The sequence below is a fragment of the Klebsiella sp. K5-306 genome (assembly GCF_051835185.1).
Taxonomy (GTDB): domain Bacteria; phylum Pseudomonadota; class Gammaproteobacteria; order Enterobacterales; family Enterobacteriaceae; genus Klebsiella; species Klebsiella oxytoca.
In genome coordinates this window covers 62,608-84,805 of record NZ_JAIFJY010000014.1, presented here as the reverse complement: position 1 = coordinate 84,805, position 22,198 = coordinate 62,608, and the positions used below count along the sequence as shown (strand labels likewise).

Below are 22,198 nucleotides of genomic sequence, written 5' to 3'. Positions count from 1 at the left end.
GTGACGCAAGTTGGGAAAATGAAGAAAATCACGATTTACGACCTGGCGGAACTTTCCGGCGTTTCGGCGAGCGCGGTGAGCGCTATCCTCAACGGCAACTGGAAAAAGCGCCGCATCAGCGCAAAGCTTGCCGAAAAGGTGACGCGGATTGCCGAGGAGCAGGGCTACGCGATTAACCGCCAGGCCAGCATGCTGCGCAGCAAAAAATCGCGCGTCATCGGCATGATTATCCCCAAATACGATAACCGCTATTTCGGTTCGATCGCCGAACGCTTTGAGGAGATGGCTCGCGAACGGGGCCTGCTGCCGATTATCACCTGTACGCGCCGAAGCCCCGAGCTGGAGCTCGAAGCGGTGAAAGCGATGCTCTCCTGGCAGGTTGACTGGGTGGTGGCGACCGGGGCGACCAATCCGGATAAAATTTCCGCTCTATGCCAGCAGGCGGGCGTGCCAACGGTCAATCTCGATCTACCGGGGACTATCGCACCGTCGGTGATTTCGGATAACTACGGCGGCGCGAAAGCGCTGACCCATAAGATCCTGGCGAATAGCGCTCGCCGCCGGGGAGAGATAGCGCCGCTGACGTTCATTGGCGGGCGCAGCAGCGACCATAACACCAGCGAACGTTTACGCGGCTTCCACGACGCGCATCGCGAGCAGGGGCTGAGCGTGCCGCAGGCGAACATTCTGGCTCCCGGCTATTCGAAAGGCAAAGTCGAAGCCTGCCTGCAGGAGCGGTTTGGCACCGCGAAGGTTCCGTTGCAGGGCATATTTGTCAACTCAACGATATCGCTGGAGGGGGTCGTACGTTGGCTGTCGCAGGCAGGACTCACCGGCAGCGAGCAGCCGCCGATGGGCTGCTTCGACTGGGACCCGTTTGTCTATCTGCTGGGGCACGATATCGACATGGTGCAGCAGGACGTGCCGGCGATGCTGGAAGCGGTGTTTACGATTATCGACTCCGGCGATGCCGGCCAGCAGCGGATTGAAATTCCGCCGCTACTGATGAGCAGCAGCTGAGTCGCTATCTGGCTGTTTGACCTTAGCGCGTCAGCAGCCAGCGGGCGGTGTGCTCGTCGGTCACCAGACCGTTGATCCAGCCGCCTTTAAGCGCCGCCAGAATCGCCGGGCGTTTGTACTCGCCGCATGCCACCGCGATGCGCGGACACTGATTCTGGCGGATATCGTAGCTGGTGATCATTCTGTTGATTTCGCTATCCACCACTCCGCCTTCGGCATCGATAAAGCGCCCCATAATCTCGCCGATACCGCCTTGCGCCGTCACTTCATCCATCTGGGCCTGATTGATAAAGCCGTCTTTAAAAATAGGGCTTTGGGTGCCTAATGGCCCAATGCCGACAAAAATAACGTCCGCCTGGCGGGCGACGGCGGAGACGCTGCGGAACAGCCGGCTGGTACACCACATGTCGTACTCTTCCTGCGTCTGCGCGTAGCGCGGCGCGGGCCACTGATAGTACTTCGCCTTAATTTTGCTGGTCAGCAGCAGCGGGACATCATCGTAATAGTTGCACTGACCGTCGGCGTCCATGGCGCTGATCAGCGCGACGCAGCGGGTATTCTGGCTGTCGAAATCGATACGCTGCAGCGCTTTTTTCAGGGTCAGGCCGGAACCCAGACCGATGATTTTCTCTTTATCGTCCTGCAGGTAGCGGGCCATCAGCTGATAGCAACCAAAGGAGACGCTATCCAGGGTGCTTTCTTCACTAAAGGCGGGCACGATATTGCACTCGATAAGCCGGTACTTTTCCTGCAGTAACAGCGCATAATCGAGGCAGTTGGCCACCGGATGATGCAGCCCGATCGACACAATCCCTTCTTCTTTCGCGGCGGCGATCAGCCGCTGTACCACCGGCCTCGACGTGCCAAGCTGGCTGGCGATCTCGCTCTGGTTCTGCCCGGCAATGTAGTACATCCACGCGGCGCGGACCTTTTGATCCAGCCGAATATCATCTTCTTTGCTCATGGTTTCCTGCCCTAAGTTTCTGGCCGCGGCGATAATTTCGCCCGGCGAATAACCGCATTCTCGCCGTGGTTGGTAAAACTGGCAAGCTTTTGCTCTTTTCTGGTCAATTGTAATTTTAATGGGTAATTGCTCTTTTGTGATCCGTGGCTCTTATTTTGGTCAAATGATCATTTACAGTGACGCCATCAACTCAAGGAGAGCAGAACATGAACAATCAATTCACATGGCTTCACATTGGTCTGGGTTCTTTTCATCGCGCCCATCAGGCGTGGTATCTGCATCGTCTGATTGCTTCCGGAGATAAGCGCTGGCACATTGCGGCGGGGAATATCCGCAACGACGCCGAGCAGGTGGTCCAGGCGCTGGCAGCTCAGGGTGGGCGCTACGTGCTGGAAACCGTCAGCCCTGAAGGGGAACGTGAATATGAAGAGATCACCTCAATTCAGAAACTGCTGCCGTGGCAGGCCGGGCTCAAGCCGCTGATTAACGAAGGGGCAAACCCGCAGACCAAAGTCATCGCCTTCACCGTGACGGAAGGCGGCTACTACCTGAATACCCGCCATAAGCTGGAAACCAGCAACCCCGACTTGCAGGCCGATCTGGCAGGGGAGTGCAAAACGATTTACGGCACTATCGCGCGGATCCTGGAAAAGCGTATGGCGGACAACGCCGGGCCGCTGACTCTGCTGAACTGCGATAACGTGCGCCATAATGGCGAGCGCTTCCACGACGGCATGGTTGAGTTCCTGCAGCTAACCGGCAAGCAGGCGGTGATTGACTGGATGGCCGCCAACACGACCTGCCCGAACACCATGGTCGACCGTATCACTCCGCGTCCGGCGGCAGACCTGCCCGCGCGCGTCAAAGCGCAAACCGGCATTGACGATAGCGCGCCGGTGATGGGTGAGACCTTCATCCAGTGGGTGGTGGAAAACCATTTCCGCGATGAGCGCCCGAATCTGGAAGCGGTTGGCGTGGAGATGGTTGCATCGGTTATTCCTTATGAAGAGGCGAAAATTCGCATTCTGAACTCGTCGCATAGCTGCATTGCGTGGGCGGGGACGTTAATCGGCCAGCAGTATATTCATGAAAGTACGCTAACGGATTTCATCTACGCCATTGCCGACCGCTACGTTACGGAAGATGTGATCCCCTGCCTTGGCGATAACGGCATTGATTTACCAACCTATCGCGATGTGGTGCTTAAGCGCTTTACCAACCCGTATATCCAGGACACGAACCAGCGCGTTGCCGCCGACGGTTTCTCGAAAATTCCGGCGATGATCGCCCCAACCCTGCAGGAGTGCTACCAGCGCGGCGCCCGCCCGGAAGCGACCGCGATGCTGCCCGCGCTCTTCTTCGTCTTTATGGAACAGTGGCATAAGGGAAGTCTGCCGTATGAATACCAGGACGGCATTCTTGATGCGCAGGCGGTGCATCAGATGTTCGAAGCCAGCGATCCGCTGGCGCTGTATGCCCGCGATAAAGCTCTGTTTGGCGAACTCGCTGAAAACGCCGATTTCCTCGCGCTGATGCGCGAAAAAGTCGCGGCAGTTTATACGCTGATTAACTAAGAGGTGGCTATGTATCTGGGTATCGATCTCGGCACATCGGAAGTGAAAGCGCTGGTCATTGATGAGAACAATGAGGTTATTGCCAGCCATAGCGCGCCGCTGAGCATTCAGCGGCCTCACCCGCACTGGTCAGAACAGTCGCCGCAGTCATGGTGGGAGGCGACAGAGTATCTGATGACCACGCTGCGGGAAAAATGCGCCCAGCACTGGCCAGCCATTAAGGCCATTGGCCTTTCCGGGCAGATGCACGGCGCGGTCCTGCTGGATGCCGGCGGGGAGGTCATTCGCCCGGCAATCCTGTGGAACGACACCCGCTGCGCCGCGGAGTGTGCGGAGCTGGAGGAGAGGGCGCCGGAGCTGCATCAGGTGGCGGGAAACCTGGCGATGCCCGGCTTTACCGCACCGAAGCTGCTGTGGGTGCGCCGTCATGAGCCGGAACACTTTCAGCGCACCGCCACGGTACTGCTGCCGAAAGATTATCTGCGCTACCGGATGACCGGGAAGAAAGTCTCCGATATGTCCGACGCCGCCGGGACGCTGTGGCTGGACGTGGCGAAGCGCGACTGGTCCGACTCGCTGCTGGATAAATGCGGCCTGTCGCGCAGCCAGATGCCGACGCTGGTCGAAGGCTGCGAGGTTTCCGCGAACCTTGACCCGCAGGTGGCTGAACGCTGGGGGCTGAATGCCTCGGTAGCGGTTGCCGGCGGCGGTGGCGATAACGCGGTCAGCGCCATCGGCGTCGGGGCGGTTTCACCGGGGGATGCGTTTATTTCGCTCGGTACCTCCGGCGTGCTGTTTGTGGTAACCGACGCCTATCGTCCGGCTCCGCAGTCGGCGGTCCATGCGTTTTGTCACGTTCTGCCGAATCTGTGGCATCAGATGAGCGTGATGCTCAGCGCCGCCAGCTGTTTGCAGTGGTTCTGCCGCCTGACCGGCACCACGGAAGTGGCGCTGCTGGAGGAGATTGCCGAGCTTAGCGAAGAGGAGAAGGCCCATGCGCCGTTCTTCTTACCCTATCTCTCCGGCGAACGTACGCCGCACAACGATCCTGACGCGCGCGGCATGTTCTGGGGCATGACCCACTCCAGCCTGCGCGCCCAGCTCGGCTATGCGGTGCTGGAAGGGGTGAGCTTTGGGATCAGCGATGGTCTGCAGGTGTTGAAAGAGAGCGGTACGCAGATCGAACAATGTTCGCTGGTTGGCGGCGGCGCCCGCAGCCCGTTCTGGGCGCAGCTGTTGGCCGATATCCTCGATATGCCGGTGGTGACCCACAAAGGTGGAGAGACCGGCGGCGCGCTGGGCGCGGCGCGGCTGGCCTGTCTGGCGGCGGGCAAACCAATTACCGCGGTATGTGAAAAACCGGAGATCTGGCAGACCTGGCGTGCGGACCCGGTACGCCATCAAACCCTGATGCGGCGCTATGCGCAGTTCAAGGCCCTGTATTTAAACGATCTGAACTATCGGCAGCACTAATTTTTATCACCATAACCGCTCCGGCGATCTGACCGGAGCGGCCTCCTGTACCCTAAAAACGAGGTCATTATGTCCATCAATAATAAACAGTGGCTCGGTTTACCCCTGAACCTGCTCTGGGGATACATCGCCATTGCCGTGTTTATGACCGGCGACGGTTTTGAACTGGCATTCCTGTCGCACTACATTAAAGAGCTCGGGTTCTCCCCGGCGCAGGCATCGTTCGCCTTCACCCTCTACGGCCTGGCCGCCGCGCTGTCGGCATGGATCTCCGGCGTGGTGGCGGAAATCATCACGCCGCTGAAGACCATGATGATTGGCTTTGTGCTATGGTGCGTGTTCCACGTGCTGTTCCTGGTCTTCGGTCTCGGTCATGCCAACTATGCGCTGATCTTAATTTTCTACGGCATCCGCGGCTTCGCGTATCCGCTGTTCCTTTACTCGTTTATCGTCGCCATTATCCACAACGTGAAAAGCGATAACGCCAGCTCGGCGATCGGCTGGTTCTGGGCGGTCTATTCCATCGGCATCGGCGTATTCGGCAGCTATATTCCGAGCTTTACCATCCCGCATATCGGCGAGCTGGGGACATTGTGGCTGGCGCTCGCTTTCTGCGTCACCGGCGGCATCATTGCGCTGGCTTCCCTGCGCCATATTAAAACGCCGCACCATATGCAGAACCTGACCACCCGCGAGAAGTTTGCCGAACTGGGCCGCGCGGCGACGCTGCTCTATACCAACCGCAATATTCTGCTGTCGAGCATGGTGCGAATTATCAATACGCTCTCGCTGTTCGGCTTTGCGGTGATTATGCCGATGATGTTCGTCGATGAGCTGGGCTTCACCACCTCAGAATGGCTGCAGGTGTGGGCGGTCTTCTTCTTTACCACCATTTTCTCTAACGTGCTGTGGGGCATTCTGGGCGAAAAACTGGGCTGGATGAAGGTGGTGCGCTGGTTCGGCTGCATCGGTATGGCGGTCTCCAGCCTGGCGTTTTATTACATTCCGCAGCACTTCGGACATAACTTCGCGATGGCGCTGCTTCCGGCTATCGCCCTGGGGATCTTTGTCGCCGCGTTTGTTCCGCTGGCGGCGGTTTTCCCGGCGCTGGAGCCGAAGCACAAAGGCGCGGCCATTTCGGTCTACAACCTGTCGGCGGGGATGTCGAACTTTCTCGCACCGGCTATTGCGGTGATTTTGCTGCCGTTCTTTAGCACCATCGGAGTGGTGATCGCCTATACCGCGCTGTACGTGGCGGCCTTTTTCCTCTGTGCGTTTATCCGCGTCGAGCAGCCGGGATTTTCCCACAAGGAAGCGCCGGCCAGCGAGCAGGTGGAGTTCTCTTAAGGTGATGCGGCTGGCATGCCAGGCATGCCAGCCTTAATGAGGTGAATGATGAGTATTCAGGCAGTGATTTTTGACATGGATGGCGTGATTATTGATTCCGAAAGCCTGTGGCGGCAGGCGCAAATCGACGCCCTCGCGCAGTGGGGGGCAACGGCGAGCGTCGAGGAGTGCGAAACGCTGACCAAAGGCAAACGCCTCGACGAAATTGCCCGCACCTGGTGCCGCCATTGCCAGCTTGAGCTTGTTCCGCAGCGGCTTGAAGCCGCGATATTGCAGCGTATTACCGGCCTGATCGCCGCCGAAGGCGAGCCGATGCGCGGGGTGCATGAGGCGTTACGCTATTTTCGCCATGCCGGTTATAAAATTGCGCTCGCGACCTCCTCGTCCCGGCAGGTTATCGCCGCCGTGCTGAACAAGCTCTCGCTCTGGCACTATTTTGATGTGATTTGCAGCGCGGATGATGAAGCGCAGGGCAAGCCGCATCCGGCGGTTTATCTGACGACGTTGGATAAGCTTAATCTCGACGCCAGCCGTTGCCTGGTGATCGAAGACAGCTTCAATGGCTTTAGCGCGGCCCGGGCGGCGGGGATTGCCACGATAGTGATTGCCGAAGATAGCCAGCACGCGCGTTTTCAGGCCGCCGCTGGCCGCTACCGGGCGCTGCCTGAACTGCTGGAAGCCCTCACCGCCGAGCCAGAGGCGGTCGCATAACTCACGCTTTCGTGAGCGCAGAAAATCCCGGGATGTACACGGTCGGTCACTCTCTTTTCTGCGCTCACGCCCTTTTTTCTCCATGCCGATCCGCCTCACATTTCACTCATCTTTTGTGAAAACAGTCACGTCTTGTTGTGCCAATGCCCAAATTTATTGCCTTGCTTAGCGGTGTTTGTCCGAGGCACTGCTACGTAATTGTGCTTAGATTAGATATTGAAACGTATTTTCAATAATGTGAAACCACTTTGCCGATTTGCTTCTATCGATCGGATTTGGCCGTGATAAGGATTGAGCATGAAAATTGAATCTGTGAATGTCACCGTTTTCCAGTATCCCACACGTCGGGTTTCCGACAGCGCCGGGCACTCCCATCCGGGGGCTGAAAGCATGGCCAAAATGGCGATGCTGACCATCACCGCTGATGATGGGGAGCAGGGTTTTTCATTTGCGCCTCCGGAAGTCGTGCGCCCGTTCGTGGTGAATACTTTTTTCCGCAAAGTGCTGGTGGGGCAGGACCCGTTTAACCGCGAGCGTATCTGGCAGGATCTTAACCACTGGCAGCGCGGTAGTGCACATCAGCTAACGGAGCGCGCGCTGTCGTTTATTGAACAGGCGCTGTGGGACCTGATAGGCCGCAGCCTTAAGATGCCGGTTTACAAGCTGCTCGGCGGCTATCGCGACACCGTCCCGGCTTACGGCAGCACGATGTGCGGCGACGATCTGCCGGGTGGTCTGTCGACTCCGGAAGAGTATGCCGCCTTTGCCGAAAAGCTGGTCGCCCGCGGCTACAAGGCCATCAAGCTGCACACCTGGATGCCGCCAATCTCTTTTGCGCCCAATCCCAAAATGGACATTAAAGCCTGCGCGGCGGTGCGCGAAGCGGTGGGGCCGGATATTGACCTGATGATTGACGGCTATCACTGGTACAGCCGCGCCGAGGCGCTGTGGATCGGCAAAGAGCTGGAAAAACTCAATTTCGCCTGGTTTGAAGAGCCGATGGAGGAGGATTCGATGTCCTCCTACGCGTGGCTGGCGGAAAACCTGTCGATCCCCATCGTCGGGCCGGAGAGCTTCGGCGGCAAGCACCACATGCGCGCCGAATGGGTGAAAGCCGGAGCCTGCGACATTCTGCGCGCCGGCGCTAACGGCGTGGGCGGTATTACCCCGACCATGAAGGTCGCGGCGCTGGCGGAATCTTTCGGCATGGATTGCGAAGTCCACGGCAACGGCGCGGCAAGCCTGGCGGTGGTCGGCGCGATCCGCAACTGCCGCTGGTACGAGCGCGGCCTGCTGCATCCGTTCCTCGACTACGATGAACCGGCGGCTTATCTCAATAGCATTGTTGACCCGATGGATGACCAGGGATTTGTGCATTTGTCACAACGTCCGGGCCTCGGCGAAGACATTAATTTTGCGTATATCGAAGCCAATACCGTTAGCCACGACTGATTCAAAAAAATAAATGCCCGATGGCGCTGCGCTTATCGGGTCTGCGGCCCGGTAGGCCGGATAAGGCGAAAATGCCGCCATCCGGCAACATGTACCCTACAGTACAGGCAAACAGAGATATGAAAAAAACCTCCCTACTGGCAGCGTGCTTATTCACGCTCGCCGTGTCGATGGGAAGCGGGGCGGCGGTGGCGAAAACGCCGCCCGATCAGCTCATCATCGGCATGAATATGAATAACTTGCTCACCCTTGACCCGGCGGCGATGACCGGTAACGAAGTGGTGGGAATCGTGGTCAACCTCTACGACTCGCTGGTGGAGCTTGACCCTGAACAGCTCACCAACGTTAAGCCCGCGCTGGCGAAATCCTGGGATATCAGCCCCGACGGCAAAACCCTGACCTTTCATCTGCGCGACGACGTTAAGTTTCACTCCGGCAACCCGCTGACCGCCGCTGACGTGGTGTGGTCAATGCGGCGCATCCTGCACCTCAACCTGGCTCAGGCCTCGGTATGGAAATCCTATGGCTTCAGTAAGAAAAATATCGACAGCCAGGTCAGCGCGCCGGACCGCTTCACGGTGCAAATCGAGTTACCCAAAGATAACGATCCGCAGCTGGTGATTTACTCGCTGGCGGCGCTGGGCAACCTCGGGGTGCTGGACAGTAAAACGGTGCAAAGCCACCAGCAGGATAACGACTGGGGTAACCGCTGGCTGACCACCCATGAAGCCGGTTCCGGGCCGTTTACGCTGGAAACCTGGCAGGCAAAAGATGTGCTGCGCATGAAGCGCAATCCTGACTACTGGCGCGGCGAGGCGAAAATGAGCCGCGTGGTGCTGCGCCATTTCCAGGAGTCGCAAACCCTGCGTCTGATGATCGAAAAAGGCGACCTCGATATTGCCAACAATATGGCGGTTTCCGATATTAACGCCCTGCGCAGCGACCCGCAGCTGACCGTCGATGCGGTGCAGCGCGGCACCATGTACTACGTGGCGATGAGCATGAAAGAGGCGCACTTCGCCCAACCGAAAGTGCGCGAAGCGGTGCGCTATCTGATTGATTACCAGGGTATCAATAAAGCGCTGATGCCGGGCTACGGTGTGCTGCACCAGCGGCCGATTAAGGCGGGCATGCCGTCTACGCTGCCTGACCCTGGCTATAAGCTGGACGTGGCGCGGGCGAAAAAGCTGCTGGCGGAAGCGGGTTATCCCAACGGCTTTGATACCACGCTGCGGGTCCTCTCCGATCAGCCATTTCTTAACATCGCTATCGCCGTGCAGTCGACGCTGATGCAGGCGGGGATTAACGCCAAAATCATCACCGGCACCGGTAACCAGATCTACGGCGCGATGCGCGAGCGTAAATTTGACCTGCTGGTAGGACGCGGCGGCAGCGGAATGGAGCCGCATCCGCACTCCAGCCTGCGCGCGCTGGTCTATAACCCGGATAACAGCGATGAGGCGCGTCTGACCAACTTTCAGGGCTGGCGTACCGGTTTTTACGACCCGCAGCTCAATACGATGATTGACCAGGCCCTGCTGGAACGCGATCCGCAAAAACAGGTGGCTGACTACCAGGCCATCCAGGCGCGCTACGACCAGCTGGTTCCGGCTTTAATTCCGCTTTCGCAGATGGTCGATTCCGTGGTGGTGCGCAACGAGGTACGAGAGTATCAGCCGCACCCCTCCGCCACCACTTTTCTGCGTGACGTCTATAAAGTCCGCGAAGGAGAGAAAGGATGAGTACCGCAATCCTTGCGCCCGGCTCACGCGGCCGGCGCTTATCCAAACGGCTGCTGCAGGTGGTGATTACGCTGTTCGGCCTGCTGCTGCTGACCTTTACCATTGGCCGCGTCATGCCTATCGACCCGGTGCTGGCGATCGTCGGTCCGGATGCTGACCAGAGTACCTATCAGCAGGTTTACCAGCAGCTGGGGTTTGATAAATCGCTGACCACCCAGTTTGGCATCTATTTCGTCAACCTGCTGCACGGCGATCTGGGCAATGCGCTGCTGACCGGGAAACCGGTGGTGGACGATATTATCCGCGTCTTCCCGGCCACCATGGAGCTGGCGACGATGGCGATTCTCGTCGGCGCGGGTCTCGGAATTCCGCTGGGCGTGCTGGCGGCGGCGCGGCGCAATAGCGTCTCCGATTATGTGGTACGCATTATCAGCCTGGCGGGCTACTCGACGCCGATTTTCTGGGTCGGAATGATGGGGCTGCTGGTGTTCTATGCCTGGCTCGGCTGGGTGGGCGGCGCCGGTCGGGTAGACCTCGGTCTGGACGGCATTGTGCCGCGCCGTACCGGCCTGATGACCGTTGATGCGCTGCTGGCAGGAAACGGACAGGTGTTCTGGAACGCCATTAATCATCTGATTCTTCCCGCCTCACTGCTGGGTTTTCACTCGCTGGCTTATATCAGCCGTATGACCCGCAGCTTTATGCTGGCCCAGCTGTCGCAGGAGTTCATTATTACCGCGAGGGTGAAAGGGCTAACCGAGCGTCAGGTTATCTGGAACCATGCGTTTCGTAACATCCTCGTGCAGCTGCTGACGGTGGTGGCGCTGGCCTACGGCGCGCTGCTGGAAGGCGCGGTGCTGATTGAAACCGTCTTCTCATGGCCGGGTTTCGGCTCCTATCTTACCGGTAGCCTGCTGCTGGGCGATATGAATGCGGTGATGGGCTGCGTGCTGCTGGTGGGAGTGATCTTCGTGATGCTCAACCTGCTCTCCGACATGCTGTATCAATTCTTTGACCCGAGGACAAAATCATGACCGTTTCTCTGGATTCGCCGCTTTCGGGCGGTGCGGGCGAAGGCCGTCAGCGGCTGCAACGCGCGGCGGCGCGGGCCGTCGGGTTTATCGGCAAAATGGCGCGCAACCCGCTAACGGCCATCGGCGGAGGAATTATCTTTCTGCTGCTGGTGGTGGCGATTTTCGCGCCGCTGATTGCGCCTTATAACCCGCTGGTGCAGGACCTGAACAGCGCGCTGGTCGCGCCGAATGCGCAGCACTGGTTCGGCACCGATGAGTTTGGCCGGGATATCTTTAGTCGCCTGGTGTACGGCTCGCGCATCACGCTCTATATCGTGCTGCTGGTCTCGGTGACCGTCGGTCCGCTCGGGCTGCTGCTGGGCGTCAGCGCCGGCTATTTCGGCGGTAAAGTCGATATGGTGCTGATGCGCGTCACCGATATTTTCATCTCCTTCCCGAGCCTGGTTCTGGCGCTGGCGTTTGTCGCCGCCTTAGGGCCGGGGCTGGAGCATGTGGTTATCGCCATCACGCTTACCGCCTGGCCGCCGATAGCCCGTCTGGCGCGCGCCGAAACGCTCTCTCTGCGCCAGGCCGATTTTATCTCCGCCGTGCGTCTGCAGGGCGCTTCATCGTCCCGCGTCCTCTGGCGCCATATCGTGCCGCTGTGTCTGCCCTCGGTCATTATCCGTATCACCATGAATATGGCCGGGATCATTCTGACCGCGGCCGGTCTCGGCTTTCTCGGGCTCGGCGCGCAGCCGCCGGAGCCGGAGTGGGGAGCGATGATCTCCAGCGGGCGCACTTATATGATGGAGTGCTGGTGGGTCGTAACAATTCCGGGGCTGGCGATTCTGATCAACAGCTTAGCGTTCAACTTCTTAGGAGATGGCCTACGTGACATCCTCGATCCCCGCAGTGAATAATGCTCCGCTGCTCGACGTGCGCGATCTGTGCGTCGACTTTGTTAACGGCAGCGCGGTGACCCATGCCGTGCGCGGCGTCTCCTTCCAGCTGGGGCGCGAAAAGCTGGCGATTGTCGGCGAGTCCGGTTCGGGTAAGTCCACCGTTGGGCGCGCGCTGCTGCAGCTGCATTCGAAAAAGGCCCGCGTCAGCGCCAGCCGGATGCAGTTTGCCGACCTCGATCTGCAGCATCTTAGCGAAGCGCAAATGCGCGGCGTACGCGGCAAACGTATCTCTATGATTATGCAGGACCCGAAATATTCGCTTAATCCGGTGGTCTGCGTGGGTAAGCAAATCGCCGAGGCCTGGCTTACTCATCATCCCGGGCGCAAAGATGAGGCGAAAGCCAGGGCGCTGGAGATGCTGGAGGTGGTGCGTATTCGCCAGCCGGAGCGCGTTTATCAGCTTTATCCGCATGAAATATCCGGCGGACAGGGGCAGCGCATCATGATCGCCATGATGCTGATTACCGACCCGGAGCTGATCATTGCCGATGAGCCGACCTCCGCGCTGGATGTGTCGGTGCGCCTGCAGGTGTTGGGCCTGCTGGATGACCTGGTTCAGTCGCGCGGGCTGGGGCTGATTTTTATCAGCCACGATATCAACCTGGTGCGCAGCTTCTGCGACCGCGTACTGGTGATGTACGCCGGACGGGTAGTGGAGTCCATCGCTGCTAAAGATCTCGATAACGCCCGTCATCCCTATACTCAGGGATTGATTAACTCGCTGCCGGATATGCAGCATCGTCGCCCGATACTGCCGGTGCTGCAGCGTCAGGCCAGTTGGTTAACGGAATAAGGAGCGGATGATGATTGAAGTTCAACATCTCAACCTCGCGTTTGGCGAGGGGGAGAAGCGTAACCAGGTGCTGTATGACGTCAGTTTCCACGTTAAGCCCGGCGAGATCTACGGTCTGGTAGGCGAGTCCGGCTCCGGTAAAACGACGGTGCTCAAGTGCCTGGCGGGGCTGTTTACCCACTGGCAGGGGGAGCTGGCCATCGATGGTCAGCGCTTAGGGCATGAAATTAGCCGCAAGCGCTGCCGTCAGGTGCAAATGGTATTTCAGGACCCCTACGGATCGCTGCATCCTCGTCACACCATTGGCGATATCCTCGAAGAGCCGCTGCAGATCCATCGTATCAACGACCGCGACCGGCGGATCAATGCGCTGCTGGACAAAGTTGGCCTCAACCGTGCCTTTCGCGAGCGCTATCCGCATCAGCTCTCCGGCGGGCAGCGGCAGCGCGTGGCGATAGCCAGAGCGCTGATTCTTGAGCCTCAGGTACTGCTGCTGGATGAGCCGACGTCGGCGCTGGATGTGTCGGTGCAGGCGGAGATCCTCAATCTGCTGGCAGAATTGCAGCAGGAGGCTAAGCTCACTTACCTGATGGTTACTCACGATCTCGGGGTTATTGCCCATTTATGCCAGACCGTGGCGGTGATGCAGTACGGGAAGATCCTTGAAACCCTGACGGTCGATGCGCTGGTCAGCGGCGAGGCGCGGACGGCCTATACGCAGATGCTGGTCAACGCCAGTCGGCAATATACGCGCGAAATGGCGCGCGAGGTGGCGGCATACTAAGCTTTATGGCGCATTTGTCACGCGGGAAATGCGCCCATTTTATAGATAAAACTTTGAAACGATATGTAGTTATAGTTATAAATATCGTCTATTAATGTAAATGTGGTATTTAGATCTAAAATGAAAGTATCTGTTGTGTGAATGCATCTTTTGCGAATTATAACTTGTATTTATTATTTTTTTTGAAATAAATAGCCAATTTCAATTCGAAGTACAAAATATTCCGTTCTGTAAATTCATTTAAACCTTGCTAATAACAAGGAAAAACTGCGTATTACGCCTCCAGATCTGCTGAGTAATAGAGTAAACTCGCCTGCGAATAATCTTAAGATGTCATCAACGTCATGGCGGATTACCCTATTTATAGTAGGGTACCCCCTGCCGCTCATCCACGTGATTACTATTCTCAGAGAACAGGATGGAAAAAATATATACGATTAATGGAAGAATTGCCTTTTTTCCTCAGCGTAGCGCTCTAATACTTATTGCTGACGAGACGAAAACGGTTTCCTTAAATATGCCGGCCAGCCGCTGTTTATTACTGCTTATTCAGCATGATGGCAATACTGTTGCCCGCGAAACCTTTTTTAAGGAAGTGTGGATAAAGCATGGCGCCCAGGTAACCAGCAACGGTTTTTACCAGAATATTTCCCTGTTACGTCGGGCATTTAAGGAGCTGGGGGTAGACGAGGATATTATTATTACGGTGCCGAGGGTAGGCGTCAGGCTGGATGCAACATTAACGGTTACGGAATCTCAGCCGCGCGATGTAGAGAAGGCACCGACGGCGGAGGAGCCACAAGCGCCCGTTGACGAGCCTGTTCATAAGGAGGTCGCAGCTGCGAGTTTGCCCGAAAAAAAGCGGTTAAGGCCGCGACGCTCTCTTTTGTGGGGGCTTGCGGCGCTGCTGAGTTGTCTGGTTTGTGGATTTGTTGCGTGGCAAACAGAATTCGAATCTTATTTGCAAAGTTATTCGCCCATAATTGCTAAAGTTTCGCAACAATGTCACTTCTTTGCCAATAATGACGTAGTTGACCATGTTCGTCATGTCAATTTTATCAAGCGCAGTAAATTTGAATGCGAAGAATATCCATGGATTTATTTGACGCTTTATCCCGGGCAAGCGCGGGTGTCGGTGATTCGCTGCCGTCAGCCATTTAGTCAATGGCGTGATAATCAATGCCTCACCAAATATTACATTAAGGAGGTAGTCAATGCGCCGGCGTGAAATTAAATGGTTAATCGCTATCGTATTTATCGGAGTATTAAGCGGTATGACGATAAAATCCTGGCAATACTGGCAGCGCAATCATTTCCAGTGCAGCGGTGAGATGCGGCTATTAAACTCAGGTTATCAGGGCGATATTTCATTACGCTTCGTATTTGATAGCACCCGTGGGCTGGTGATTGTCCGGGGAGAGATTACGCCGCCGCAGGGTGAATCGTTTACCATCAACCAGAACATCTGGTTTAGCTTTACCCGCGACGGCCAGCACTACTTCCTGCGATCGGAAACCGTCTCTGCCAGCATCGGCGAAACCGAGCAGGAGAAGCATATTAACAACATCCTGCCCAAGTTTTTCCTGCAGCCGCAGGTGCCGTTTTACCTTAATATTCAGCGGCTCAATCAACGAACCCGGCTGCTGTATACCAGCCGGGCGCCGTCTTTGCTTTGCGAAACCTGATCAACGTAGCAGCGGACAGTCGGGAGGAAGCCGGCAGCGTAGCGCGGCCGGTAAAAGCTCCATGCGGAAGGTTTTACCGGTCAGCGGTTCGCCGTCGAGGTTAAACGTCATCTCATGAGGGGCAGTTATCTCAAACCACGATGAGACGCCGTCGATGATATTCGGCGAGGTTTGCGGATTTGCCAGGGTGCTGAACAGCGCAGGGATCAGCTCTTCGCCGGTGAAAATGCGCAGATGCAGCAGGCCGTCGTTGATTAATGCTTCCGGGCACAGCTGCTGGCCGCCGCCGGCCTGACGCCCGTTGCCGATGCCGATGACCAGCGCATCGCCATGCCAGTGAAAGTTCTCGCCGCGGATTTCGCAGCGGTCCGGCTTGAGCGTATCCATGCGCATCAGGCCGTGGATCAAATACGAGACGCCGCCGAGCGCGGCCTTGAGTTTCTCCGGGGTTTCGGTCGTAATGCGGGTGCCGAAACCGCCGGTGGCCATATTAATAAAACCGGTCTTATCGTTAACTCGCGCAATATCTATCGCTACTTCGCGGCCAACGATGGCCAGCTTCAGCGCGCTGGCCAGATCCTGCGGGATGCCGACGCTGGTGGCGAAGTCGTTCGCCGTGCCCAGCGGCAAAATCCCCAGCGCCATTTTACCGTCGCGCTCGACCAGCGCCGTCGCCACCTCATTGATGGTGCCATCACCGCCGCCGGCAATCACCGTTTCGACATTCAGCTGCAGAGCTTCATCGACAAAGCGAACGGCATCGCCTTTTTCCCAGGTGACGCGGACGTGAATATCGATTCCTTCGTCGCGTAACAGTTTAACCGCCTCGCGTAGCTGCGGTTCATTGGCGCCTTTGCCATTCAGAATCAGTAAGCTGGCTGGAAACGTGGACATTATCAGGGGACCTTTATTGCTCAGTAATGCATAAAGTGTACCGCATGAAGAAAGCGAAGGCGGGGGGAGAGATAAAAAATAAGCCCGCGTAAGGGAGATTACGCAGGCTAAGGAGGTGGTTCCTGGTACAGCTAGCATTTATGGGTTATGTTTTTCAGCGAAATGGATGATATCTGCTTTGAACGAAACGGTATGTGATCCGTTTCTAATATCTTTACATCGTGAAAAAATAACCCAAATTAACTAGTTACTGTGCGGGTTTCGGGTTGTCTGACCAGTAAAGTTGCGCATCAGCAGAGCATATTGCAGCACCATATCTTCCGGGACAGGCAACCATACTGTGTGCCCGTCGCCCGGCGCTACCGACACTCGCTCGCCTTTGCCGTTTTCCATATGTTCGAGAGTAAAGTTGACGTTGCCCTGCGGGGTCATCAGCTCAAGGCTATCGCCGACGGAAAATTTATTTTTCACCGCCACCGCCGCCAGCTGGCCGTTGCGCTCGCCGGTAAATTCGCCGACGAACTGCTGGCGTTCGGAAACAGAGTAGCCGTGCTCATAGTTCTGGTAGTCATCGTGCGTATGGCGACGCAGAAAACCTTCGGTATAGCCGCGATGCGCGAGGTTTTCCAGGGTATCCAGCAGGGAAGTATCGAACGGTTTGCCTGCGGCGGCGTCGTCAATGGCCTTGCGGTAGACCTGAGCGGTACGGGCACAATAGTAATGTGATTTCGTGCGGCCTTCGATTTTCAGCGAATGAACGCCCATCTGGGTCAGCCGCTCGACGTGAGCGATAGCGCGCAGATCTTTCGAGTTCATGATATAGGTGCCGTGTTCGTCTTCAAACGCGGTCATGTATTCGCCCGGACGTTTGGCCTCTTCAATCATAAACACCTGGTCAGTCGGCGCGCCGATGCCCAGCGTCGGCTCGACGTTCTGCACCGGGATCGGTTCGTGCTTATGCACGATATTACCGACGTCGTCTTCTTTACCTTCCTGCACGTTGTACTCCCAGCGGCAGGCGTTGGTGCAGGTGCCCTGGTTCGGATCGCGTTTGTTGATATAGCCCGAGAGCAGGCAGCGGCCAGAGTAGGCCATGCACAGCGCGCCGTGAACGAAGATTTCAATTTCCATCTCCGGCACCTGGCTGCGAATTTCGGCGATTTCATCCAGCGACAGCTCGCGGGAGAGAATGACGCGGGTCAGCCCCATTTGCTGCCAGAACTTGACCGTCGCCCAGTTCACGGCGTTGGCCTGCACCGACAGATGAATATCCATGTCGGGAAAATGTTCGCGCACCAGCATAATTAAGCCCGGATCGGACATGATCAGCGCATCCGGCCCCATTTCCACCACCGGCTTCAGATCGCGAATAAACGTTTTCAGCTTGGCGTTATGCGGGGCAATGTTAACCACCACATAGAATTTTTTACCCAACGCGTGGGCTTCGTTAATGCCGAGCTGCAGATTTTCGTGATTGAATTCGTTGTTACGCACGCGCAGGGAGTAGCGGGGTTGGCCCGCATAAACGGCATCTGCGCCATAGGCGAAAGCGTAACGCATATTTTTCAGCGTTCCCGCCGGGGAAAGGAGTTCCGGTTTAAACATGATTTTCTCGTTCTGATGACAGGTCAGATTCGCCGCACCCGGTGCGGCGAGTTGGGGAGTGCCCCCACATTAAGGGCGGGCATTGTAGCGCTGTGGGGCAGGGGAGTAAACCACCTTACACCATGGAGTTGACCTGCCCCGGCAGCTCGGAATCCGGGATGCGTGAGGTGTACCAGGCAAAGCGCCAGCGTTTCCAGAAAGAATCGAAATGGAGAGCATCCAGATCCATGAATAATTCATGTTCAGGGTACAAGGTGATGAAAAAATGCGCCCAGCGCGCGCTCTGTTTCATATTATAAAGCGCTTTATCCCGTTTGTTACCGTACAGCTGCGACAGCGCCACCATGGCCTCCGGCGAACCTTTATTTGCCGCTTCCCGCACCTGTTGCAAATGTGAGTGCGCCAGCGCTAAATCTTTTACGCCGGCGATATTAAGCAGAAAGAGTTCCCAGGCCCGCTTATCGCCATAGCGGGAGGCCAGATAGAGATTATCGAGAAGGTTTTTTTCGTAAGCGGCGCGCTTTTCCGCCGGCGGAGCCTGGTTGATCAGACGTTCGCTGCAGTTGGCCATGCGGAAATGGATCTCCTGCAGATCCTGTTCATAGCCGTCATCGCCGCCGTTGGCGATCAAGCGATATTTATTATCTGCGTCGCGCTGCGCGACGTGCTGGCGTAAAATCTCGGCCGCTTGCTGGCAGTAACCGAAGGCGATGGCGGGATCGTACGGCAACAAGCCTCCGTTATCTCTGGCATGAGATTCCACCCCGAGCTGATTAAGCGCGCTGGGGATGTTTCTTCGGGCGCCAAGGTGGGCCAGAGGCAGGAGATATTCGGGGTAACCGAGCCAGCGAAAATCTTTTATCGCCGCCCGCCAGTTATGGTCGTATTCAATGTCGGCGACGCTATCGAGCCAGACGGCACCCTGCGCTTCATCTTTTTCAAAGCCAAATAACCCCGCGTACTGGAAGTAGCCGCGATAGATTTTCGGCACGCCGTATTCGGTTTGTTGCGCATTCTGGCAGATGAAATTGTAAATCCACTCGCTGTCCGGGAAATCGCGCAGCGCAAACTTTAACGCCCACGCGGTGTAGTAATTGTTGAGCTTCACTTTTTCCATGACCGAACGCTGCAGGGTGAGCCAGAGCGCGTCTTTATCGTCTAAATCGCTATAGCAGAGCAGCAGCCACTCCAGCGCATAGTGGCGAGACTGCGCCATGTGCGCCCGCCGGGCAATCTCTTCGGCTTTGGCGATAATATGCTCCCGCTCGGTCGGTGAATCCACTTCATTGATACGCAGATCGCGATGGTCATCCCACCAGATTAAAAGTTCCAGATGCTCCCGCTCGGCGGCGGTAAGATGATCGCATACCGTTGATGCCAGAAATTCGCGGATCTCCTGATGCGATCCTCCCCAGCGCGGCATACGAAACGGAATATACTCATCCAGCGCGTAAAATGCCGTCGGGAAAATCGCCAGACAAACGGCGAGCCAGTAGCGTTGCCCGGCGTCGCCATCGCACGCAGGCAGTACCTGCGGACGCGGAAGATTCGGGCATACCGCGTCGGCAAACGACAGGCCGGAATAGGCCATCAGCGCCTCCACTTCCTGCGGTGAGCGGCGGTGATACTCAGCCAGTTCCTGCATCAGCGGTCGTCCCGCAACCTCAGCGCCGGCAAGGAACTCAGCCAGCCAGTCGGGCTGGCCGAAGACCTTAGAGTTAGTGCTGGTCAGGGACGCCGCCATCCACTGGCGTGGTTCGAGGTCGATGGCGTAGAGAGCGGCAATGACCATCCGCTCATTGCAGGCGCTGGCGCAGATCCACATGGCGCGGGTGGTATCCTGCGCCCAGCCGTAGCTGCGATAGAGCCACGCGCGGTGGTTCCAGTACTGGGCCTCAGCAAGCCAGGCATAGCTGGAGCGCGGGCGGGCGCGCTGCCAGTTTTTGATCAGCGCTAACCCAGCAGGCCCGGCCTCGACCAGCGCATCCATATCGTAAAAATGGTTGCACATCTGCGTCCAGGCGAGGAAGTAACGTTTTTCCGCCTCGCGGCTGGTCAGGCTTTCCGCCAGCGCCCGGCTATAGCGCGCTTCGAGCTCGTCATAACATCCTTCGCGCAACAGGCCGGGAAGATCCGCGATAGACCACTCGCGCTGTCCGTCATTGAGGGGATTTTTACGGTTGCACATCTCAAACATGGCGGTGAGCAGTGGGTCATCCTTTTCCATAAATACTCCTTTTAAACCGGGTCGAAAATTTTGAAGTCATTCCACGGCAGCGTTTTCCAGCGGCTGAAGGAGGCTTTCAGGTAACAGGCCACCTCCTGCACATCGCGTCCGGCAACCGCCGTTGGCGTATCCATTAACGCCAGCCGTACCCGGCGGGCGCGGACGTAGGCGGTGGCGTAATCTTCCCACGAAGCAAAACAATCCTGCGCCCGCTGGGCGTTTAACAGGAGAACCAGCCAGGCCTGATTTTCGTCGCACCAGCCGAGCCCGGCGATACAGCGCGTCAGAAAGGCGGTGCGCATGCAGTCGAACGCCAGCGCGTCGCGAACCCGGCCCTGGGCCGCCAGGTGGTGGTAAAACGTGCGCGGCGAGTTGCCCATGCCCGCCGGCCAGCAGCGCAGGATCTCGGCGATCTGCTGGCGTAACGCCGCGCCGTCGAGGTGCTGATGCAAGCCCAGTTCTTTTTTTACCTGCTGCGTCAGGTGGCGGCGCTGGTCATCATCAAGTTTCAACGCCAGCTGTACGCCTTTTGTCGGCAGGCCATTGCGGTGCGAGAGGAGATCGGCTAACGCCAGCGCCCACTGGCGTCTTCGGCTATCGCGGCGCAGATCGTTAAGACGGTCCTTTTCTTTTTCCTCGGCGATGCGGGCGGCAACCAGCTGTTTATTCTTTTTTTTGGCGCGTAAGCGCAGGTAATAAGCGGTGGTAAACAAGGCTATCAGCAGCATCAAGGACTCTCTCCGGTGTGGGGTCGGTAGCGCGTGGTTTGTAGCGTCAGGCTCTCAATTTCAAAAGGCTGGCTGCAGGTGTTTTTCCCGGCAAGCGTAGGGTGCCATTCATGCTGTGGGAACAGCATTTCCGCCGCGGTCGCCACGTTGGGATCGATCGTCCGAAGATAGCGCAATGCCTCCGGAGCGCTGTGCAGAAGCAGCCACTGTAGCGCCACCGGTGGGTGAGGGAAGTGCGTCATTAAATGAAAATTGTTATGCAGAACGTTGAGTAAAAAATCAAAATCAACCACATCGGTGATAAATTTCCAGCCAGCAAATTGCGGCGTCGCTTCATAGACGATCCCCATACCTTCACAATCGGCGTGGCGCTCGGGACGTGGTTGCAGATAATGTAATAAAGCCAAAACGTCGGCGGCATATTTTTTAACAGGATGCTGGTTCTGCTTACCTTTAATTTGATCGATACTCATGCTGTCATTATTTATCCTCAGGCTCAGGGTGACGTGGGGAATATTATTTTCGTCGCGCAGGCTCAGAAGGCGAAATGCGCCTTGTTCAATTTGCCGGGCGTAGTACTCGCCGTAGCCGCCGGAGAGTGACCCTTTATCCTCGAACTGGCCGACGCAGTGCTGCATATGCCAGGATTCATAGGCCATTTCACTACGCAAGGCCGGGCTGGCGGCATCGAAGGCGACCCATTGCCCAGCAGTGACCTTCATCAGCGGCTTAACGGCGTCGTCGCTGGAGGGGTACCACCCTCGTTCGCGCAGGCGCTGCATTTTCTGGTGCTCGGCCTCGCGCATGTCCAGGACGGTGAAACAATTAATGCGCTGAAGTTTGCTTTCCAGCCGCGTGCCTTCCAGCCGCGACAGGAACTCCAGTAACTCCCTTTCCGTCGCCAGCAGCTGCGGATGTTGTGGATTAAGATAGTAAAAGGCGCCGCCGCCGCCCAGCCCGGATATCAACCACGCGGGGATCGCCTTCTCCGCGCCAAAGTAAACCGCATAATCGGCGGCGGAGCGTACGGGGTAAACGTGGGGAAAATTACCGATAGCCCAGCGAAAAAAATGGTTGCTTAGCCAGCGTTGAATACGATTACCGTCGTCGCGCTGTTCGCTGCGAGAAATAATGGCCGATTTTACATCAGGAGCGTTAATTATATTTCGTGGATTATATTTTCTATGAATATTACTCATGGCATTCCTTGCGCAGTTGAAT

Annotated in this window: 19 protein-coding genes; 13 read left to right on the top strand and 6 right to left on the bottom strand. The window is 57.0% G+C overall.

The annotated features are described in order from the left end of the window. Positions 1–18: 18 nt before the first annotated feature. Positions 19–1,020 carry a LacI family DNA-binding transcriptional regulator gene (locus K2184_RS20450; RefSeq protein ID WP_163525700.1) on the top strand — a complete coding sequence of 334 codons (1,002 nt, stop codon included), beginning with the start codon at positions 19–21 and terminating at the stop codon, positions 1,018–1,020. A gap of 22 nt (positions 1,021–1,042) precedes the next feature. Here the strand turns inward: K2184_RS20450 and K2184_RS20445 are convergent, their stop codons facing one another. Further along, a complete protein-coding gene (locus tag K2184_RS20445) occupies positions 1,043–1,984 on the bottom strand; it encodes a sugar-binding transcriptional regulator (RefSeq protein WP_004103788.1) in 942 nt (313 codons plus the stop codon). A 206-nt stretch (positions 1,985–2,190) separates the two neighbouring features. Between K2184_RS20445 and dalD the strand changes: the two genes are divergently transcribed. The 12 genes from dalD to K2184_RS20385 all read left to right on the top strand — a co-directional run bounded on the left by dalD (position 2,191) and on the right by K2184_RS20385 (position 15,523). Further along, positions 2,191–3,558 carry a D-arabinitol 4-dehydrogenase gene (gene dalD, locus K2184_RS20440; protein ID WP_049128618.1) on the top strand — a complete coding sequence of 456 codons (1,368 nt, stop codon included), beginning with the start codon at positions 2,191–2,193 and terminating at the stop codon, positions 3,556–3,558. 9 nt (positions 3,559–3,567) lie between these two features. Further along, a complete protein-coding gene (xylB, locus tag K2184_RS20435) occupies positions 3,568–5,031 on the top strand; it encodes a xylulokinase (protein ID WP_047720876.1) in 1,464 nt (487 codons plus the stop codon). Between the two features lie 69 nt (positions 5,032–5,100). Next, positions 5,101–6,378 (top strand): D-arabinitol transporter, encoded by a 1,278-nt coding sequence (gene dalT / locus K2184_RS20430; protein WP_004103784.1) that lies wholly within the window; start codon positions 5,101–5,103, stop codon positions 6,376–6,378. A 48-nt stretch (positions 6,379–6,426) separates the two neighbouring features. Continuing rightward, a complete protein-coding gene (gene hxpB / locus K2184_RS20425; protein ID WP_032728518.1) occupies positions 6,427–7,089 on the top strand; it encodes a hexitol phosphatase HxpB in 663 nt (220 codons plus the stop codon). 297 nt (positions 7,090–7,386) lie between these two features. Beyond that, positions 7,387–8,541 (top strand): mandelate racemase family protein, encoded by a 1,155-nt coding sequence (locus tag K2184_RS20420; RefSeq protein WP_049094414.1) that lies wholly within the window; start codon positions 7,387–7,389, stop codon positions 8,539–8,541. 119 nt (positions 8,542–8,660) lie between these two features. After that, on the top strand, positions 8,661–10,283 hold the full coding sequence (locus tag K2184_RS20415) for an ABC transporter substrate-binding protein (RefSeq protein ID WP_004103779.1): 1,623 nt from the start codon (positions 8,661–8,663) through the stop codon (positions 10,281–10,283). Beyond that, a complete protein-coding gene (locus tag K2184_RS20410; RefSeq protein ID WP_004103768.1) occupies positions 10,280–11,317 on the top strand; it encodes an ABC transporter permease in 1,038 nt (345 codons plus the stop codon). Before K2184_RS20415 ends, K2184_RS20410 begins: the two co-directional genes overlap by 4 nt. After that, the gene (locus K2184_RS20405) at positions 11,314–12,219 is read left to right on the top strand and encodes an ABC transporter permease (RefSeq protein ID WP_004103766.1); all 906 of its coding nucleotides are present in this window, start codon (positions 11,314–11,316) and stop codon (positions 12,217–12,219) included. The genes K2184_RS20410 and K2184_RS20405 overlap by 4 nt, the downstream gene beginning before the upstream one ends. After that, positions 12,191–13,054 (top strand): ABC transporter ATP-binding protein, encoded by an 864-nt coding sequence (locus K2184_RS20400; RefSeq protein ID WP_163525701.1) that lies wholly within the window; start codon positions 12,191–12,193, stop codon positions 13,052–13,054. The genes K2184_RS20405 and K2184_RS20400 overlap by 29 nt, the downstream gene beginning before the upstream one ends. A gap of 10 nt (positions 13,055–13,064) precedes the next feature. Continuing rightward, entirely contained in the window at positions 13,065–13,838 is a 774-nt protein-coding gene (locus K2184_RS20395; RefSeq protein ID WP_004103762.1) for an ABC transporter ATP-binding protein, read from the top strand. Between the two features lie 418 nt (positions 13,839–14,256). Beyond that, positions 14,257–15,066, top strand: coding sequence for a winged helix-turn-helix domain-containing protein (locus K2184_RS20390; RefSeq protein ID WP_163525702.1), 810 nt, complete (start codon positions 14,257–14,259; stop codon positions 15,064–15,066). Beyond that, a complete protein-coding gene (locus tag K2184_RS20385) occupies positions 15,053–15,523 on the top strand; it encodes a hypothetical protein (protein WP_004103758.1) in 471 nt (156 codons plus the stop codon). Before K2184_RS20390 ends, K2184_RS20385 begins: the two co-directional genes overlap by 14 nt. On the opposite strand, the gene yegS is transcribed toward K2184_RS20385, so the two are convergent. The 5 genes from yegS to K2184_RS20360 form a co-directional block, all read right to left on the bottom strand. Next, the gene (gene yegS, locus K2184_RS20380) at positions 15,524–16,417 is read right to left on the bottom strand and encodes a lipid kinase YegS (protein WP_004103756.1); all 894 of its coding nucleotides are present in this window, start codon (positions 16,415–16,417) and stop codon (positions 15,524–15,526) included. Between the two features lie 243 nt (positions 16,418–16,660). Further along, positions 16,661–18,022, bottom strand: coding sequence for a prephenate-dependent tRNA uridine(34) hydroxylase TrhP (trhP, locus tag K2184_RS20375; protein ID WP_004114016.1), 1,362 nt, complete (start codon positions 18,020–18,022; stop codon positions 16,661–16,663). 115 nt (positions 18,023–18,137) lie between these two features. After that, positions 18,138–20,249, bottom strand: a complete 2,112-nt coding sequence (locus K2184_RS20370; protein ID WP_163525703.1) for a DUF4034 domain-containing protein — start codon at positions 20,247–20,249, stop codon at positions 18,138–18,140. Positions 20,250–20,260: 11 nt separating this feature from the next. Next, entirely contained in the window at positions 20,261–20,977 is a 717-nt protein-coding gene (locus K2184_RS20365) for a DUF1266 domain-containing protein (RefSeq protein ID WP_004103748.1), read from the bottom strand. Continuing rightward, a complete protein-coding gene (locus K2184_RS20360) occupies positions 20,977–22,176 on the bottom strand; it encodes a PcfJ domain-containing protein (RefSeq protein WP_004103746.1) in 1,200 nt (399 codons plus the stop codon). Before K2184_RS20360 ends, K2184_RS20365 begins: the two co-directional genes overlap by 1 nt. Positions 22,177–22,198 lie beyond the last annotated feature (22 nt).